Below are 17,755 nucleotides of genomic sequence, written 5' to 3' on the forward strand. Positions count from 1 at the left end.
GCTGCTGTCCACGCAGCCGGCGGTGGACGGGTCGCGGGTGGTCCTTCCGCCGCGGACGCGGTGGAGGGCAATGCCGAGGAGGCGAAGGCACCCGTGACCGAGAACCCCGCAGCCGAGCCCGCCCGCGCGTCCGAGGCGACCGCCGCCGAGCCCGCCCGCGCTGCCGACGCCCCCGACGAGACCGCGGCCGACGAAGCCGCCGAGTCGGCCGAGGAGGCCGGTCCGCGGCGTCGTCGCCGGGTCGTGCGCCGGGCCGCCGGTGGCTTCGCCGAGCCCGCCCAGCCCGCCAAGGGTTCGAGGGCCTCGAAGGCCGTTGCTCGGGCGACCGCGAGTGCGGACGACGGCGAGAACGAGTCGACGTCGCGGCCGAGGCGGCCCGCCGTCGCGCTGTTCCAGGCGCCCGTCTTCACCGAGCCCCAGTTCCAGACCCCGGAGCGGGCCGCTGCCGCTGCCGCTGCCGCCGCCGAGGCGGCCGGGGCCGAGGAGCCCGAGGAGCCCGGGGAGGCCGAGGAGTCCGCGCCGGCCGAGGCCCAGCGCGAGGAGCAGACCGGCGGCTCGCGTCGCCGGCGCCGTCGCCGGAGTGCCGGCGACGAGCCCGCGGCCCAGGCCCCCGAGACCGCCGCCGCCGACACCGCCGCCGACGAGGCGGAGGAGCCCGACGAGTCCGCCGAGGACCAGGCCGACGGTGACGACCAGGAGGAGTCCGAGGGCACCGGCTCGCGCCGCCGCCGTCGCCGGGGCGGCCGCCGCCGCAGGCGCGGTGAGTCCGCCGACTCCGACGGTGAGGGCGGCGAGGACGCCGAGTCCGAGCAGGGCGCCGCGCAGGACCAGGACACCGAGGACGGCGCCGAGGACGACGAGGACTCCGAGGACGCCGCCGACCGCGACGAGTCCGGCGCGGGCGGCTCCAGCAGCAGCCGCCGGCGCCGTCGCCGCCGTCGTCGTGCCGGTGACTCCGGCACCGAGTCCGAGCCCTCCGACGACGACCCCGAGCGCACGGTCGTCAAGGTCCGTGAGCCCCGCCCCAAGGCCGAGCCGTCCGACGAGGTGCAGTCCATCAAGGGCTCGACCCGTCTGGAGGCCAAGAAGCAGCGCCGCCGCGAAGGACGCGAGCAGGGCCGCCGACGCGTGCCGATCATCACCGAGGCCGAGTTCCTGGCCCGCCGCGAGGCCGTCGAGCGTGTGATGGTCGTCCGCCAGCACGGCGACCGCACCCAGATCGGCGTCCTCGAGGACGACGTGCTCGTCGAGCACTACGTCAACAAGGAGCAGGCGACCTCGTACGTCGGCAACGTCTACCTCGGCAAGGTGCAGAACGTGCTGCCGTCGATGGAGGCCGCCTTCATCGACATCGGCAAGGGCCGCAACGCCGTCCTGTACGCCGGCGAGGTCAACTTCGAGGCGCTGGGCATGGCCCACGGGCCGCGCCGCATCGAGTCCGCCCTGAAGTCCGGCCAGTCCGTGCTCGTCCAGGTGACGAAGGACCCGATCGGTCACAAGGGCGCCCGCCTGACCAGCCAGGTCTCCCTCCCGGGCCGCTACCTCGTGTACGTGCCCGAGGGCTCCATGACCGGCATCAGCCGCAAGCTGCCCGACACCGAGCGGGCCCGGCTGAAGACCATCCTCAAGAAGATCGTCCCCGAGGACGCGGGCGTCATCGTGCGCACCGCCGCCGAGGGCGCGAGCGAGGACGAGCTGCGCCGGGACGTCGAGCGGCTGCAGCAGCAGTGGGAGGACATCCAGAAGAAGGCCAAGAACGGCAACGCCCCGACGCTGCTGTACGGCGAGCCGGACATGACCGTCCGGGTCGTCCGTGACATCTTCAACGAGGACTTCTCCAAGGTCGTCGTCAGCGGTGACGAGGCGTGGTCGACCATCCACGGGTACGTCTCGCACGTCGCCCCGGACCTCGCCGAGCGGCTGTCGAAGTGGACCTCCGAGGTCGACGTCTTCGCCACGTACCGGATCGACGAGCAGCTCGCCAAGGCCCTCGACCGCAAGGTGTGGCTGCCCAGCGGCGGTTCGCTGGTGATCGACCGGACCGAGGCGATGGTCGTCGTCGACGTCAACACCGGCAAGTTCACCGGCCAGGGCGGCAACCTCGAGGAGACCGTCACCAGGAACAACCTGGAGGCGGCCGAGGAGATCGTGCGCCAGCTGCGGCTGCGCGACCTCGGCGGCATCATCGTCATCGACTTCATCGACATGGTGCTGGAGTCCAACCGGGACCTGGTGCTGCGGCGCCTGCTGGAGTGCCTGGGCCGGGACCGTACGAAGCACCAGGTCGCTGAAGTGACCTCGCTGGGGCTCGTGCAGATGACCCGCAAGCGGGTCGGGCAGGGCCTGCTGGAGTCCTTCTCCGAGACCTGTGTCCACTGCAACGGACGCGGCGTCATCGTGCACATGGAGCAGCCGACGGCCCCCGGAGGCGGCGGAAAGCGCAAGAAGCGCGCGCGTGCCGGCGCCGCCGACCAGCCGCACGTGCACGAGGCGGCCGTCGAGACCGCCGAGCAGGAGGCCGAGACCGAGGCGGAGGTCGGAGCCGAGGCCGCCGAGCCGATCGCGCTGCCCGAGCCGTCCTTCGAGCCCGACGAGGAGCTGTACAGCAGCGCCGCCGAGGCGGAGGCCGCGGCCGGCCGTGGGCGGTCGCGTCGCCGGGCGAGCCGGCGGGCGTCGGCTCCGGCGGGCTCCCCGCGTGGTGAGGCCGTCGAGCCGAAGGCCGAGCAGGGCAGGGACCGGACCCGGCGCGGCAGGAGCCGGGCCGAGCAGGCCGAGGCCGAGGTACCGACGGCGCAGGACGTGACCGCCGAGCAGGAGGTCGCCCGTCCGGTGCAGCCGGAGCCGGCCGCCGAGGCGCAGGCCGAGCCGATGGCCGTGGAGGACCCGGTGGTCGACGCCGCGCAGGCCGCTCCGGCCGAGGAGGCCGCACCCAAGGGCCGTACCCGGCGTCGGGCCACCCGCAAGGTGTCCGCTCCGGCCGGTTCCCCGACGGGGGCCGAGGCGACCGTGGTGACGGTGCCCGAGACCGCACCCGCGGTGTCCGAGGCCGCGGCCCCGGTGGCCGAGCAGGCCGAGGCCGCCGAGCCGGTCGCCGAGGTGCCCGCGGAGAGCGCCGCCCCGGCCCGTCCGCGGCGCCGCGCCGTGCGCAAGCCCACGGTGTCCACGGCGTCCGAGGACACGGCCGTCGTGGTCGTCCCGTCGGCCGCGCCCGAGGAGACCGTGGCGGAGGAGGCCGTGTCCGCAAAGGCCCCGCAGGCGCCCGCGTCGGACGGTGCCGTCACGGAGGAGGCCGCCGAGGAGTCGGCACCCGCCAAGAAGACGGCCCGCAAGACGGCCAAGAAGGCCACGGCGAAGAAGGCCGCCACCACCAAGAAGACGGCGGCGAAGAAGACCGCCGCCAAGAAGACGACGGCCAAGAAGGCGGCGAAGACCACCAAGACCGCCGCCAAGAAGACCGCGTCGAAGAAGACCGTGGCGGCGGAGCAGTCGGTGCCCTCCGCGTCCTCCGTCTCGGCCTCCACCGACGAGGGCTGACCGGCCTCGACGTCCCCCGGGGCGTGCGCGAACTCCGCGTACCCCCCGGGGACGCGACCGGCGTGACCGGTCGCACAGGTGGCGGGCCCGGCTCGGTTTGACCCCTTCGGCCGCGGCCCCGTAACCTTGACCGTCGGCGTGTCGACTGACGCGTCTACATCCCCGTAAACCTCATCCTCCGGGCGCCGGGCGCCGGGAGAGGCTGCTCGCTGAGTCGGGCGGCTGGCCTGCGGGGGTGCCGTTTCCCGAGCTAGAGAGTGAGTTCCGCGTGTACGCCATCGTGCGCAGCGGTGGTCGCCAGCACAAGGTTGCTGTCGGCGACATCGTTGAGGTTGACAAGATTTCCACTGCCAAGGTTGGCGACTCGGTCGAGCTCTCGACCCTGCTCGTTGTCGACGGCGACGCCGTGACCAGCGACCCGTGGGTGCTGGCCGGCATCAAGGTCCAGGCCGAGGTCGTGGACCACCACAAGGGCCAGAAGATCGACATTCTGCGCTACAAGAACAAGACCGGCTACCGCCGTCGCCAGGGCCACCGCCAGCAGTACACGGCGATCAAGGTCACTGAGATCCCCACGGCTGCGAAGTAAGGGACTGAGGAGAAATGGCACACAAGAAGGGCGCATCGTCCACCCGGAACGGTCGCGACTCCAATGCCCAGCGGCTCGGCGTGAAGCGCTTCGGCGGTCAGGTCGTCAACGCGGGTGAGATCCTGGTCCGTCAGCGTGGCACCCACTTCCACCCGGGCTCCGGCGTCGGCCGTGGCGGCGACGACACGCTGTTCGCCCTCGAGGCCGGTTCGGTGCAGTTCGGCACCCACCGTGGCCGCAAGGTCGTGAACATCGTTCCGGTCGCCTGATCGGAAGCTTTCGCGAGGCGGACCTCACTTCCCTCACGGGAAGCGGGTCCGCCTTTCGCGTGTTACGCAGAGAGCAACCCCGTACAACCTCGTACACATACGTACGCACCTGGAGGCACACACCATGACCACCTTCGTGGACCGCGTCGAGCTGCACGTCGCCGCGGGTAGCGGAGGCCACGGCTGTGCCTCCGTCCACCGTGAGAAGTTCAAGCCCCTCGGCGGGCCGGACGGCGGTAACGGCGGGCGCGGCGGGGACGTGATCCTCACCGTCGACCAGTCGGTCACCACGCTGCTCGACTACCACCACTCCCCGCACCGCAAGGCCACCAACGGCAAGCCCGGTGAGGGCGGCAACCGCTCCGGCAAGGACGGCCAGGACCTCGTCCTGCCGGTGCCGGACGGCACGGTCGTGCTCGACAAGGCGGGCAACGTCCTCGCCGACCTGGTCGGGCATGGCACGTCGTACGTCGCCGCCCAGGGGGGCCGGGGCGGGCTCGGCAACGCGGCGCTGGCCTCCGCGCGGCGCAAGGCGCCCGGATTCGCGCTGCTCGGTGAGCCGGGAGACCTGCGGGACGTCGTCCTGGAGCTGAAGACCGTCGCCGACGTGGCCCTCGTCGGGTACCCGAGTGCCGGCAAGTCGTCGCTGATCTCGGTGCTGAGCGCAGCCAAGCCCAAGATCGCCGACTACCCCTTCACCACACTCGTGCCGAACCTCGGTGTCGTCACGGCCGGTTCGACGGTCTACACGATCGCCGACGTGCCCGGACTGATCCCCGGGGCCAGCCAGGGCAAGGGCCTGGGCCTGGAGTTCCTGCGGCACGTGGAGCGGTGCAGTGTGCTCGTGCACGTCCTGGACACCGCGACGCTGGAGTCCGAGCGTGACCCCGTCTCCGACCTCGACATCATCGAGGAGGAACTGCGGCAGTACGGCGGGCTGGACAACCGGCCGCGGATCGTCGTCCTGAACAAGATCGACGTACCGGACGGCAAGGATCTGGCCGAGATGGTGCGGCCCGACCTGGAGGCGCGCGGCTACCGCGTGTTCGAGGTCTCGGCCGTGGCTCACATGGGCCTGAAGGAGCTGTCGTACGCGCTGGCGGAGGTCGTGGCGCAGTCGCGGGCCGCGAGGCCGAAGGAAGAGGCCACGCGGATCGTGATCCGGCCCAAGGCCGTGGACGACACCGGCTTCACCGTGACACAGGAAGCCGACGGCCTGTTCCGGGTGCGCGGTGAGAAGCCCGAACGCTGGGTGCGCCAGACGGACTTCAACAACGACGAGGCCGTCGGGTACCTCGCGGACCGGCTCAACCGGCTCGGTGTCGAGGCGGAGCTGATGAAGGCGGGCGCACGAGGCGGCGACGGCGTGGCCATCGGCCCCGAGGACAACGCGGTCGTCTTCGACTGGGAGCCGTCCGTGACGGCCGGGGCCGAGATGCTCGGCCGGCGCGGTGAGGACCACCGCCTCGAGGGCGAGCGGCCGGCCGCGCAGCGCCGCAAGGACCGGCAGGCCGAGCGGGACGAGGCGCAGCAGGAGTTCGACGATTTCGAGCCGTTCTGAGTTAACAGAAGGCAAATTCGCAACGGACTTCGGTGCAACCAAGTCGTTCTTCGGTGAGTCGTACAGGGTGGTGCCGGAGGGGATCTTGTTCCCCTCCGCGCCGTAACTGCCCAGCGAATCGCCGGAGTTGACGTGCCACAGTCCATGAGCAAGCGCAGGGTCGGCCGAGCGGTCGCCGCGGCCGTCGCCGTCGTCGCGACCGTGACCACCCCGGTGGCCTCCGCGCACGCCGCCCCGGCCGCCCCGGCCGCCCCGTCCGTCGCGGACAAACTCCAGGACGACTTCAACGGCGACGGCTATCAGGACCTGGCCGTCGCCGCCCCGCGCGGAAAGGTCGACGGTCAGGCCCAGGCCGGATACGTGGCCGTCGTGTACGGCTCGGCCAAGGGCCTCGACCTCACTCACAAGCAGGTCCTCAGCCAGAACACCCCGGGCATACCCGGTGCCGCGGAGACCAACGACGACTACGGCGACGGTCTCGCCGCCGGCGACCTGGACGGCGACGGCTACGCCGACCTGGTCGTGGGCGCCCCGGGCGAGAGCGTCGGAGACGTCAGGGCGGCCGGCACGCTCGCCGTGCTGTGGGGCGGGAAGCAGGGCCTGTCCGGCGGCACGGCCGTGGCCACCGGCACCGAGGAGGACCGGGTCGACCCCGAGACCCCGGCGCTCGGCGACTTCAACGGCGACGGACAACCGGACCTCGCCACCGGCAACCGTCTGCTGTACGGGCCGTTCGACCGCACCACGGGTGCCGCGAAGAGCCAGACCCTGGCCATCGAGCCCGCGTACGTCACGGACGACGTGGCGGCCGGGGACGTCGACCACGACGGCGTCACGGACCTGGTCGCGCTCATCCACGACGTCAGCGACGACGACATGCACGACCCCGACTACAGGCACCGTCGCGCGGTCTTCCTGCGGGGCACCCGTGACGGCCTGAGCGCCTCCTCCCCGGTGAACAATCCGGACGGCACGCGTATGCGCGGCGGTGAGAGCCTCGGCGTCGGCGACGTGGACAAGGACGGGTACGCCGACCTCGTCATCGGCCGCCCGAACGACGGCTTCGGCGAAGTCGACCTCGACGACCCGCTGCTGAAGGGCGGCCAGATCGGCGTGGTGCACGGCTCGGCCGACGGACCCGACACCTCCCGTACGACGATCATCACGCAGGAAACCCCGGGTGTGCCCGGAAGTTCGGAGTGGTCCGACAGCTTCGGCGGGGGTATCTCCGTCGGTGACGTCAACGCCGACGGGTACGCGGACGTCTCCACCGGCAGCTCGAGCGAGGACCTCGGGGAGGTGTACGCGGCCGGCCAGGTGACCCTCCTGCGCGGCGGCGGCTCCGGGCTCACCGGGAACGGCGCCTACAGCATCAGCCAGAACACCCGGAACGTCCCGGGCACCGCAGAGCAGAACGACTTCTTCGGCGCCGACACCAACCTGCTCGACGTCAACGGCGACGGCCGGGCCGAGCTGTTCGCCGGCGCCACCGGCGAGAACCGGGACGGCGGGGTCTGGGCGTTCCCCAACCCGGTGAACGCTCCCACCGCGACCGGCTCGGTCAGCTTCGGCGCGGGCACCCTCGGCACGGTCAAGAGCGGCTCCTCCCTCGGCAGGGGTTTCGCTCACTGACCCGACACTGATCATCTGTCAGACTCGCCCCGGCAACGGCTTGTTCCGATGCTGGCGGCGAGTCTCTCTTTGTCTGCCTAGTTGTCATGTACGTGAATCCCGGCGTTCAGCGGGCGGACCGCCCGCGAGCGTGAAGCTTCCCCGTGTCCACGTGGCCAGCGAGGTAAGGGAGTCAGCCGATGACCGGAGCAGTATCCCCCGACCGACGCCGCTTTCTGACCGCGGGCGCCGCGGTGCTCGGCGCCGCGACCTCCGCCCAGCTGTGGCTCCCGGCCGCCGCCCGAGCGGCCGAGACGCCGTTGCCCGACGGTGCGTTCAGCCTCGGCGTCTCCTCGGGAGACCCGCTGCCGGACGGCATCGTGCTGTGGACCAGACTCGCCCCGGACCCGCTGAACGGCGGCGGCATGCCCGACCGGACGGTGCCGGTGGGGTGGCAGCTCGCCGAGGACCCCCGGTTCAGAAAGGTCGTTCGAGGGGGCATCGCCCAGGCCCGGCCCGAGTACGGGCACAGCGTTCACGTGGACGTACGGGGGCTGCGCGCCGACCGTACGTACTGGTACCGCTTCCGCACCAGCGGGCAGCTCTCGCCCGTCGGCCGCACCCGCACCGCGCCCCACCCCCACAGCTCCGGTGGCTCCCTGCGCATGGCCCTCGCCTCCTGCCAGAACTGGCAGCACGGCTATTTCACGCCGTACGCAGACATGCTCGACCAGGACCCGGACGTCGTGGTGTTCGTCGGCGACTACATCTACGAGTCCACGCCCTCGGCGACGGGCGTACGGCGGCACGAGGGCGCCGGTGAGCCGTTCAGCCTCGTCCAGTACCGCAACCGCTACGCGCAGTACCGCACCGACCCGGACCTCGCGGCGATGCACGCGAACGCGCCCTTCGTGGTGACCTTCGACGACCACGAGGTGGACAACGACTTCGCAGGCGAGATCCCCCAGGACCCGGACAAGCAGCCGCACGACGCGTTCGTGGCCCGGCTGGCCGCGGCCTACCAGGCGTTCTACGAGCACATGCCGGTCCGTGCGACCGCGGTCCCGGACGGCCCGCACATCCGGATGTACCGACGCCTGGAGTTCGGCCGTCTGGCCCGGCTCAACGTCCTGGACACCCGCCAGTACCGCAGTGACCAGGCCACCAGCCAGGCCGGCGCCCAGGACCCGTCACTGACCATGCTCGGCGCCCGGCAGAAGCGGTGGCTGCTGAACGGGCTGCAGTACTCGCCCGCCCGCTGGAACCTCATCGCCTCCCAGATCATGATGGCCGAGACGGACCTCCAGGTCGGCGAGGGCAAGCTCTGGTTCTACGACGCCTGGGACGGCTACCAGGCCGAACGCAACCGCTTCCTCCAAGAGTTCAGGCAGGTCCGCAACCCGGTGGTGCTCTCCGGCGACCGGCACCTGACGATGATCAGCGACCTCAAGGAGGACTACGCCGACCCGGACTCCGGGGTCGTCGGCGCCGAGTTCGTCGGCACCTCCATCTCCAGCAACGGCGACCAGGACCAGGCCGCCTTCCGCAAGGAGTGGGACCCGCGGCGCCCGGACAACCCGCACTGGAAGCTGCTCGACGCGCACCGCGGCTACCACCTCTTCGATGTCCGCCGTGACGGCATCGACGCCCAGGTGAGAGTGGTCGACACCGTACGGCGGCCGACCGCGACGCCGGGCACGCTGGCGAGGCTGCGGGTCGAGGCGGGCCGGCCGGGCGTCGACGTCGTCTGACCCGGTCCGCGAGGCGCGTGCGCCCGGGACTCTTCGGAGTCCCGGGCTCTTCGTCGTCGTGCGGGACTGTGAACCGTGTGAACCGTGTGAGAAGTCCGACCCGGTCTCACGGGGTATCGCTCTCGCCGAGGCCGAAATGCTGCGCAATCGCAACCAGGAATTCCGCGGCAATGAGCTGCCGGGAGAGCGGTATTCGCGGTCGGCCCGCATGAAGAACGTGCGCCGACACGTGTCCCGGGAAGTGCGGATCCGCACACCGTGACCCCGTGACCGCCCCGGCGAGCGGCGGCCGTGGTGCACGGGGTGCCGTCAAAGCGCGTACCGTGCACAGGACATCGTCCCAAGGAGCCCGTGAGGGCCCTCGGTCACCGCCGCCCCGAGCGGCTCCGCTGTCGCTGAGCTTCTGTGCAGTTACTCACAGCGCATTTCCGGGGCTCGCGCAGCCGTCTCGCAATCAGCGGCGTCGCCAGGTGAATGAGAGGTTGCGCGCACATATGCGGTGGAGGTCGCTCACCTTGCATTGCGGTAACCCCAAGTGGGACCATTTCCAAGTTCCCTGTCGCCCCAAGGTAGGTCACCTGTGTCCCAGCACATAGCCAAGCCCCGTACCACCGCAGTGATCCTGGCCGGTGGCACCGGTCAGCGCGTGGGTCTGTCGATCCCCAAGCAGCTGCTGAAGATCGCCGGCAAGGCAGTCATCGAGCACACGCTGACCACCTTCGAGAACGCCGACTCGATCGACGACATCATCGTGCTGATGGCGCCGGGTTACGTGCCCGACATCGAGAAGATCGTCGCGAAGGCCGGGCTCGAGAAGGTCTCGAAGGTCATCGAGGGCGGCTCCACGCGGAACGAGACCACCGAGCGTGCCATCGCCGCGCTGGGAGAGGGCCTGGCCGAGGGCGAGGACGCCAACGTCCTCTTCCACGACGCCGTGCGCCCCCTGCTCTCGCAGCGCGTCATCGACGACTGCGTCGTCGCCCTGGAGCGCTACCAGGCCGTCGACGTGGCCATCCCGTCCGCCGACACGATCATCGTCACGCGCACGCACGGCGAGGACGGCGAGTTCATCACCGAGATCCCGGACCGCTCCCGGCTGCGCCGCGGCCAGACGCCGCAGGCCTTCAAGCTGTCCACGATCAAGCGGGCCTACGAGGTCGCCGCCGGTGACCCCAACTTCCAGGCGACCGACGACTGCTCCGTCGTGCTCAAGTACCTGCCGGACGTGCCGATCCACGTCGTCGCGGGTGACGAGTACAACATGAAGGTCACCCAGCCCGTCGACGTCTTCATCGCCGACAAGCTCTTCCAGCTGGCCTCCACGGCCGCGCCCGAGCAGGTCTCCGAGGAGGCCTACCGCGAGCTGCTGACCGGCAAGACCATGGTCGTCTTCGGTGGCAGCTACGGCATCGGCAAGGACATCGCCGAGCTCGCCGAATCCTACGGCGCCAAGGTCTACGCCCTCGGCCGCTCCACCACCGGCACCCACGTGGAGAACCCGGAGGAGGTCGACGACGCCCTGTCCAAGGCGTACGCCGAGACCGGCCGCATCGACTACGTGGTCAACACCGCCGGCGTGCTGCGCATAGGCAAGCTCGCCGAGACCGACAACGCCACCATCGAGGAGGCGCTGAAGGTCAACTACCTGGCCCCGGTGCAGATCGCCCGGTCGTCGTACAAGTACCTGTCCGAGACCGACGGCCAGCTGCTGCTCTACACCTCCAGCAGCTACACCCGGGGCCGTGCCGAGTACAGCCTGTACTCCTCCACCAAGGCCGCCATGGTGAACCTCACCCAGGCCCTGTCCGACGAGTGGGCCGGCGACGGTGTCCGCGTCAACTGCATCAACCCCGAGCGCACCGCCACGCCCATGCGCACCAAGGCTTTTGGCCAGGAGCCCGCCGGTTCCCTGCTGTCCTCCGAGGCCGTGGCCCGCACCTCGCTCGACGTGCTGCTCTCCGAGCTCACCGGCCATGTCATCGACGTCCGCCAGCAGGACCCCACGGCCGGGGCGGCCCGGGCCTCCGGCTTCGAGCAGGCACTGGCCACGGTGCTGGACCGGCAGGACGGCGTGTAATAATTGGCGCCAAATAGACTTCAGTAATTCAGGCCTCTGCGCCCTCCTGTCAACGGCTTTTGTCGTCGAACGGAGTGTTCGCAGGGGCCTGAATCCATACAGTCTCGCGAATATTCACAGACCAGCCGCATGCTAGAAACAAGACCGGCACACCCTCCCAAGAGCAGGTTTCTCCGTGATATCCACCGCTATTCGCGTCGCCCGGGTGGGCAGCGCGGCCGAGCTGGCCGCGGCGATCCTCATGGTGGCGGGCTTCCCCGCCCTCATGCTGGCCGCGCTCGTCCCGAGCGTTCCCGCCTTCGCGGCAGCGGCCGCCGTGACGTACCTGGCGGACCACTATCTGCACCGCAAGGGCAGCTACCTGATCAACCGCCTCAGCAAGGTCCGGGCCGGCCTGTCGATCCGCTTCCTGATACGGCAGTTGCTGCTCATCCTGCTGCTGGCCCGGCTGTCCCTCGCGGACAACCTGATCTACTACGGGGCGATCGCCTGCTTCATCGCCTTCTACGGTCTCCAGGCCCCGCACGGCGCGCTGGTCCAGCTCATTCGCAACCGCCGCCGCATGCCGGTCGCCACCCGCAACGTCGACCTGGCCTCGCGCATCCGCATCCCGGACGCCCCGCCGCGGGGGCTGCTGCACCGCTCCGCCGAGAAGATGCTCCACCTCGACCTCGTGGCGGTCGTCGGCATCCTGGTCGCCGCGCAGGTCAAGTCGGCCCTGATCGGCTTCATCGGCATCGGCGTCACCGTGGCCCTGGCCACCCTGTACGTCCTGGCGCTCGTGCCGTACGTGCGCGGCCGGAAGATCCCGCCGAACGCCGAGAAGGTCCTGGCCGCCGTCGACGACTGGCTCGGTGAGTACAAGCCGGAGACGGTCCTGTACTTCTCGGGTTCGAAGGACTCCGCCTACCAGGTCAACATGTGGCTCGACACCATGGAGAAGCTGGAGTCCAAGCCGCTGATCATCCTGCGTGAGCGGGCCATCCTGAACAACCTCGCGCCCACCACGGTTCCCGTCATCTGCGTGCCCGGAGGGGTGCACCTGATGAACATGGACCTGTCCACGGTGCGGGTCGCGCTGTACGCGGCGAACGTCGGCAAGAACATCCACATGCTGCGCGTGCCCACGATCAAGCACGTCTTCATCGGCCACGGCGACAGCGACAAGCTCGCCAGCGTCAACCCGTACAGCAAGGTCTACGACGAGGTGTGGACGGCCGGCCGCGCGGGCCGCGATCGCTACGCCATCGCCGACGTCGGTGTCCGCGACGACGACATCGTCGAGGTCGGCCGCCCGCAGCTCGCCCCGATCCAGAACTGGCAGGGCGTGCCCGAGAGCCGTATCCCGACCGTGCTGTACGCCCCCACTTGGGAGGGCTGGGACGGCAACCCGGGCAACACCTCGGTCGTGCTGGCCGGCGAGAACATCGTGAAGCAGCTCGTGCAGGCCGACCCGCCGGTCCGCGTCCTGTACAAGCCGCACCCGTTCACCGGCAACGTCAGCAAGGAGGCCGGCGCCGCGCACATGCGGATCACCGCCCTGGTGCAGAAGGCCGCCGCGGAGCGCGCCATCAACACGCGCTTCATCGCCGACACCGCCGCCCAGGCGCAGGCCAAGGCCGAGCTGGAGCGGATCGAGGCCCGGCTCGCGCAGCTGTCGGGCTCCGGCGGCGACCGCGGCGACGAGGCCGAGGCCACCCGTGACGGGCTGATCGACGTGGCCCGGCACCAGGAGGCCGCCCGGCTGCGTGCCGAGTGGAACGACGCCTACTGGCGTTCCTTCCCGTCCTGGGAGCACCGCGTCATCACCGGCTCCGAGCCGCGGCTGTACGACTGCTTCAACGTCTCCGACGCGATGGTCTCCGACATCTCCAGCGTGGTGTCCGACTTCATCGCGAGCGGCAAGCCGTACGCGGTCACCGACTCCGCCGACGTGGGCGTCGAGGAGTTCAAGCGGAACAACACGGCGGTGCGTGCCGCGGTGATCCTCTCCAACAGCGCGTCCGAGGTGGGCGAGCTGCTCGGCGCCGTCCGCGCCCCGGACGCCGACCAGCTGGCCGGGGACCGCAAGGAGCTCAAGCAGTACCTGCTGGGCCCGGACGAGCCGACCTCCCTCGAGCAGTTCAACGCCGCCGTCGCGAACCTCGCGGTCAAGGCCGAGACGCGCAACGTCGGCCAGCAGTCCCGGGACGTGGCCGCCCTCGCGGAGACCGAGGCCGAACTGGCGAACGCCGTGCCCGGGCAGCGGGTGTCCTCCGCCGGTGACGCGGACGGAGTGGGTGCGGGCTGAACTACCCCCGCATGACGAAGGGTTCGGCCCCGAGGAGTTCTCCTCGGGGCCGAACCCTTTCGTTTCCCCGTTTCCTGTTCGTTCACTTTGTGACCTGAACCACTAACACGTGTGTACGAGGCAACCGCTTGCCTCGATCACCCGTCTATCAAGTAGCGAATGAGGCGATACGGGGGAATATCCCATTGACTAGGGGGAAACGTGACCGTTGCGCAGCCTGATGTGAGTGTGATCATCGGGGCGTACGAAGCGATGCCGTATCTGATCGAGTGCCTCTCGTCCGTCGAGGCACAGACCATCGATCCGATGCGCGTCGAGGTCATCGCGGTGGACGACGGTTCGACGGACGGGACGGGGGAGTACCTGGAGGAGTTCGCCGAGCGCGCTCCCATGCACGTGCTGGTGATCCGGCAGGAGAACTCGGGCGGCCCCAGCGGCCCGCGCAACGTGGGCCTGAGCAAAGCCACCGGGCGCTACGTCTTCTTCCTCGACGCGGACGACCGGCTGGGCCCCGAGGCCCTGGAGCGCATGGTCGGCATGGCCGACCGCGCCGGCACGGACGTGGTGCTCGGCAGGGTCGAGGGCGTCAACCGCTCGGCACCGAAATCCATGTGGGGCAAGACGGTGGAGCGGACGGACGTCTTCTCCTCCAACATCAAGTTCACGCTCAGCGCGCAGAAGCTGTTCCGCCGCGTGCTGCTGGACCGGCACGGCATGCGCTTCGACGAGTCGCTCTTCACCGGCGAGGACGCGCTGTTCACCATGGAGGCGTACCTGCGGGCGGACGGCGTCTCCGTGGTCGCCGACCACACCTGCTACTACCTGGTCGGCCGCGACGACGGCAAGCACGTGACGAAGAGCGGCAGTTACACGCTGCGCTTCGACTCCGCGCGGGCCCTGATGGAGCTCATCGCCGATCTCGTCCCCGCGGGCGGCCGGCGTGATCAGCTGATGGTCCGGCCCTTCCTCGTCACGCTGCTGCCGCAGTTCGGGCCCAAGTACCTGACGGACGGCGAGGAGATCCGCCGGCACAAGTTCGAGCTCGCCAAGCCGCTGATGGACACCTACTGGACCGAGGGCGTAGCACAGCGCCTCAAGGTCCACGAGCGGCTCCGGCTGCACCTGGTCGCCGAACAGCGGCCCGAACTGCTGCCGGACGTCGTGAAGTTCGTCAAGGCCAAGAAGCAGGCGGCGGCCCTCCTGGAGCGGAAGGGCCGCCGTGTGTACCTGGTCTACCCGCACTTCCGGGACCGCGCCGCCGGCGTCCCCGACTCGGTCTTCCTCGCCGAGCCGCGGGAGGCCCGGGCCTTTCCGGGCTACCGCGAGGGCGGTGTCGACACCTTCGTGCGCCGGGCGGTGCGCAAGGCGCGGCGGGTGCTGACGTCCCGGGAGGTGCGGCACGCGGCGTGACCGCGGGTGCCGCCGCTCAACGCGGCGCGGTCGGGACCTCGGTCGCGGTGCGTTGACCGGGCACCGCGGCCAGCCGCTCCGCCACCCGTGCCCGGTGGTCCCGGGCCGCCCCGCACAGCGCCCGGACGGCGTCGTTGAAGCGCTCCTGTGACGACGGCTCCGCCGGGCCGAGCAGCCGCAGCTTCAACTCGGCGCGTGCCTCGGCCAGTTCGTCGCGCTCCGGGTGCCGGACGGCGTCCAGCAGGTCCGGCACCCCGGCGGCGTCCGGCGTCAGCACGGTCGCCGCCACCACCGTCGGGAACGCCGTACGGAAGGCGTCCTCGGGCAGCCCGCTGGTGTTGGCCACGGCGTACGGCTTCGCACTCGCGAGGAAGTCGCTGATCACGCTCGACACATCGCTGATCAGCAGGTCGGCCACGTTGAAGCAGGAGTACAGCGTGGGCCGGTCGTCCGTGATGATCTGGTGCTCGCTCTCCGGCAGCGAGGCCCAGTACGCCTCCTCCCACGCGGCCGTCGCCCGCGTCACCGCCTCCGCGCGGCCCGGCTCCGGCGCCGACTGCACCAGCATCTGCTCCACGGTGTCGGCCCCGGTCCGGAACACCGACGTGGTGAGCCGGTCCAGTTCGGCGGTGCGGAGCGTGAGTTCCGCGCTGTCCGAGGGGCGTGCCCCCGCCCGTTCCCGGCTGGCCGCCCTGATCAGCTCCCTGATCCGCAGATCGGCCGCGCCCGCGCGCGGGTCCACCGAGCCCGTCAGCGGATGCGGCTTGTACAGCAGCCGCACGCCCGGGTCCGCGAGCAGTGCCCGCACCAGGTTCTCACCGGCCGCGATCACCGAGGTGTTGCCCGGGTTGCCGTCCCAGCCCTCCCAGGTCGGCGCGTACAGCACGGTCGTGCACGCCCCGGCCGGCGGGCCCGCGTAGGGCAGCACGCCGTCCAGCTGCGGGCGGCCCGTCTCCACCACATCCTTGTCCTCGACCCCGACCTCGGCCAGGGCGTAGCGCTCGCGCGCGGCGGGCCCGGCCACCCAGACCTCGTCGTACGCCTTCGCGTACGGGTTGCAGGACGACAGCTTGTCGCTCTCGCCGTGGTTGACGAAGGTGTGCTTGATCGTGGGGATGCGCAGCACCTGGGAGGTCTTGCCGGAGTTGGACGGGTGGATGAGGACCTGGAGTGTGGAGTGCTCCAGGCGCATCAGCGTCGACACCTTCGGCAGGCACACGATCGGGATGTCCGTCGCCGCGATCTTCTGCACCATGAACCGCTCGCGCAGGATGATGACCGGCCTGGCGTCCAGCCCGGCGAGCGGCTCCAGCCACATGTTGGCCTGGTAGGCCGAGGCGGCCCCGCCGGAGAAGTACAGGCCGGCGGTCGGCCGGTACGCGGCCAGCCACGCGTCGAACCAGTCGAGCACCTCCTGCTCGTCCGCCGGGCGGCGGCCGGGCAGCAGGCGGAGGAGCAGCGCGCCGAGGCCGGTCAGCCCGAGGGCGAGGGAGAGTGCGATGCCCGCTGCCGCGTAGACCGGCCGGTCGCCCGGCGCGCTGGCCAGCAGCCCGGCCGTCGCCGGCAGGCCGAACACCAACAGCCGGTGGCCGGGGCGGCGCAACAGCACGGCCGGGGCGGGGGACAGCCGCAGCGCCGCGGCGTCGATGTTCCGGGTCACCACCGGCAGGGTGCGGGTGCGGCGGACCAGCACGGAGACCGCCTGGATCGCGCAGTGCAGCACGTAGAAGACGAGCAGCCCGGCCACCAGCGGGGCGTACACCGTCTCCCGGTCCTGCTCGCCGAGCCGCAGCAGGGCCACGACCAGCAGCAGATCCCGCAGGACGTGCCGCACCGTGATGTCCGCGTGCGACTTGGCGAACAGCGACAGCACCCCGCGCTGCCAGCGGTAGAGGACGCCCTCGGTGGCCAGGGAGACGGCCGTCGCGGCGATCAGCAGCGGGACGTGGGGCAGCAGCGCCGCGACCGCCTGTGCGGCGAAAGCGGCGGCCAGGACGACGGTGACCAGCCCCTTGAGGAGGGCCTGCGGGCGGGGGAGAGGTACGGGCACTGCGGTCACTCCAGGAGCGTCGGGTCGGCGCAGGTCGGCCGTCCGGGTTAACGCGCGGCGTCCTCCCGACGACACGCGCGTGTCGTCGGGGCGTGGGGGCGGCTGCCGTCGCACGTGTCGTCGGACCGTAGCGGAAGATTGCATTCCTGTCGTGGGTGGGGTCGGAGAAAGCGGGGTGGGGTTCGAGGAAGGGCGACAGGCCGTCGGGTGAGGGGCGAAGAAGGCAGGCGGCAGCCGAGCGGTGAGGCCGGAGAAGGGCGGTAGCGCTCCCGTGACGTCGGCGGCACCGTCCGTAGCGTGGACCGGCGCCGCACCCCGTCAGGCCGTCCCGTAGATTTCCTGGTGAGCGACCGAATCGACGCGAGGGGACGGACGGCGACGTGGCAGGGGCAAGGCAGGCCGTGGGCGAGGCCCGCAGGATCGTCGTCAAGGTCGGGTCCTCCTCGCTGACCACCGCCTCGGGCGGCCTGGACGCGGACCGGGTGGACGCGCTGGTCGACGTCCTGGCCAAGGTCCGACACCGACTGCTGCCGGGCGTGTGATGTATGCCGGTGGTCCGGCCATGAGCATCCAAGGTGTGGCCATGGTGGTAGCGGGTGAGTGCCACCTGGGA

The 17,755-nt window shown here is 70.9% G+C and carries 10 protein-coding genes and 1 pseudogene; 10 read left to right on the forward strand and 1 reads right to left on the reverse strand.

What is annotated here, in order from left to right:
• From ABZ281_RS09945 to ABZ281_RS09985, 9 genes are all read left to right on the forward strand, one after another.
• Positions 1-3,534: Rne/Rng family ribonuclease (locus ABZ281_RS09945; protein WP_356653893.1), on the forward strand; the 3,534-nt coding region annotated here is incomplete at its 5' end.
• A 268-nt stretch (positions 3,535-3,802) separates the two neighbouring features.
• Positions 3,803-4,123 (forward strand): 50S ribosomal protein L21, encoded by a 321-nt coding sequence (rplU, locus tag ABZ281_RS09950; RefSeq protein WP_030836278.1) that lies wholly within the window; start codon positions 3,803-3,805, stop codon positions 4,121-4,123.
• 14 nt (positions 4,124-4,137) lie between these two features.
• Positions 4,138-4,392, forward strand: a complete 255-nt coding sequence (gene rpmA / locus ABZ281_RS09955) for a 50S ribosomal protein L27 (RefSeq protein WP_031107501.1) — start codon at positions 4,138-4,140, stop codon at positions 4,390-4,392.
• 124 nt (positions 4,393-4,516) lie between these two features.
• A complete protein-coding gene (gene obgE / locus ABZ281_RS09960; protein ID WP_356653896.1) occupies positions 4,517-5,953 on the forward strand; it encodes a GTPase ObgE in 1,437 nt (478 codons plus the stop codon).
• Between the two features lie 144 nt (positions 5,954-6,097).
• Positions 6,098-7,585, forward strand: a complete 1,488-nt coding sequence (locus ABZ281_RS09965; protein ID WP_356653898.1) for a VCBS repeat-containing protein — start codon at positions 6,098-6,100, stop codon at positions 7,583-7,585.
• Positions 7,586-7,764: 179 nt separating this feature from the next.
• Positions 7,765-9,315, forward strand: coding sequence for an alkaline phosphatase D family protein (locus tag ABZ281_RS09970; protein ID WP_356653900.1), 1,551 nt, complete (start codon positions 7,765-7,767; stop codon positions 9,313-9,315).
• 580 nt (positions 9,316-9,895) lie between these two features.
• Complete coding sequence (locus tag ABZ281_RS09975) at positions 9,896-11,392, forward strand: bifunctional cytidylyltransferase/SDR family oxidoreductase (RefSeq protein WP_356653902.1); 1,497 nt, start codon at positions 9,896-9,898, stop codon at positions 11,390-11,392.
• 205 nt (positions 11,393-11,597) lie between these two features.
• Positions 11,598-13,682 carry a hypothetical protein gene (locus ABZ281_RS09980; RefSeq protein ID WP_356653906.1) on the forward strand — a complete coding sequence of 695 codons (2,085 nt, stop codon included), beginning with the start codon at positions 11,598-11,600 and terminating at the stop codon, positions 13,680-13,682.
• A 201-nt stretch (positions 13,683-13,883) separates the two neighbouring features.
• The gene (locus ABZ281_RS09985; RefSeq protein ID WP_356653904.1) at positions 13,884-15,092 is read left to right on the forward strand and encodes a glycosyltransferase family 2 protein; all 1,209 of its coding nucleotides are present in this window, start codon (positions 13,884-13,886) and stop codon (positions 15,090-15,092) included.
• Positions 15,093-15,108: 16 nt separating this feature from the next.
• On the opposite strand, the gene ABZ281_RS09990 is transcribed toward ABZ281_RS09985, so the two are convergent.
• A complete protein-coding gene (locus tag ABZ281_RS09990; RefSeq protein ID WP_356653908.1) occupies positions 15,109-17,142 on the reverse strand; it encodes a hypothetical protein in 2,034 nt (677 codons plus the stop codon).
• A 380-nt stretch (positions 17,143-17,522) separates the two neighbouring features.
• On the opposite strand from ABZ281_RS09990, the pseudogene ABZ281_RS09995 reads away from it, so the two are divergent.
• Positions 17,523-17,660: pseudogene (locus ABZ281_RS09995) on the forward strand (glutamate 5-kinase); the annotation flags it as partial.
• Positions 17,661-17,755 lie beyond the last annotated feature (95 nt).

This window comes from Streptomyces sp. NPDC006265, assembly GCF_040613555.1.
Taxonomy (GTDB): Bacteria; Actinomycetota; Actinomycetes; order Streptomycetales; family Streptomycetaceae; genus Streptomyces.

Coding starts and splice junctions, on each gene's coding strand:
- obgE (WP_356653896.1), top strand. CDS start 4,517: ATGACCACCTTCGTGGACCGCGTCGAGCTGCACGTCGCCGCGGGTAGC.
- ABZ281_RS09965 (WP_356653898.1), top strand. CDS start 6,098: ATGAGCAAGCGCAGGGTCGGCCGAGCGGTCGCCGCGGCCGTCGCCGTC.
- ABZ281_RS09970 (WP_356653900.1), top strand. CDS start 7,765: ATGACCGGAGCAGTATCCCCCGACCGACGCCGCTTTCTGACCGCGGGC.
- rpmA (WP_031107501.1), top strand. CDS start 4,138: ATGGCACACAAGAAGGGCGCATCGTCCACCCGGAACGGTCGCGACTCC.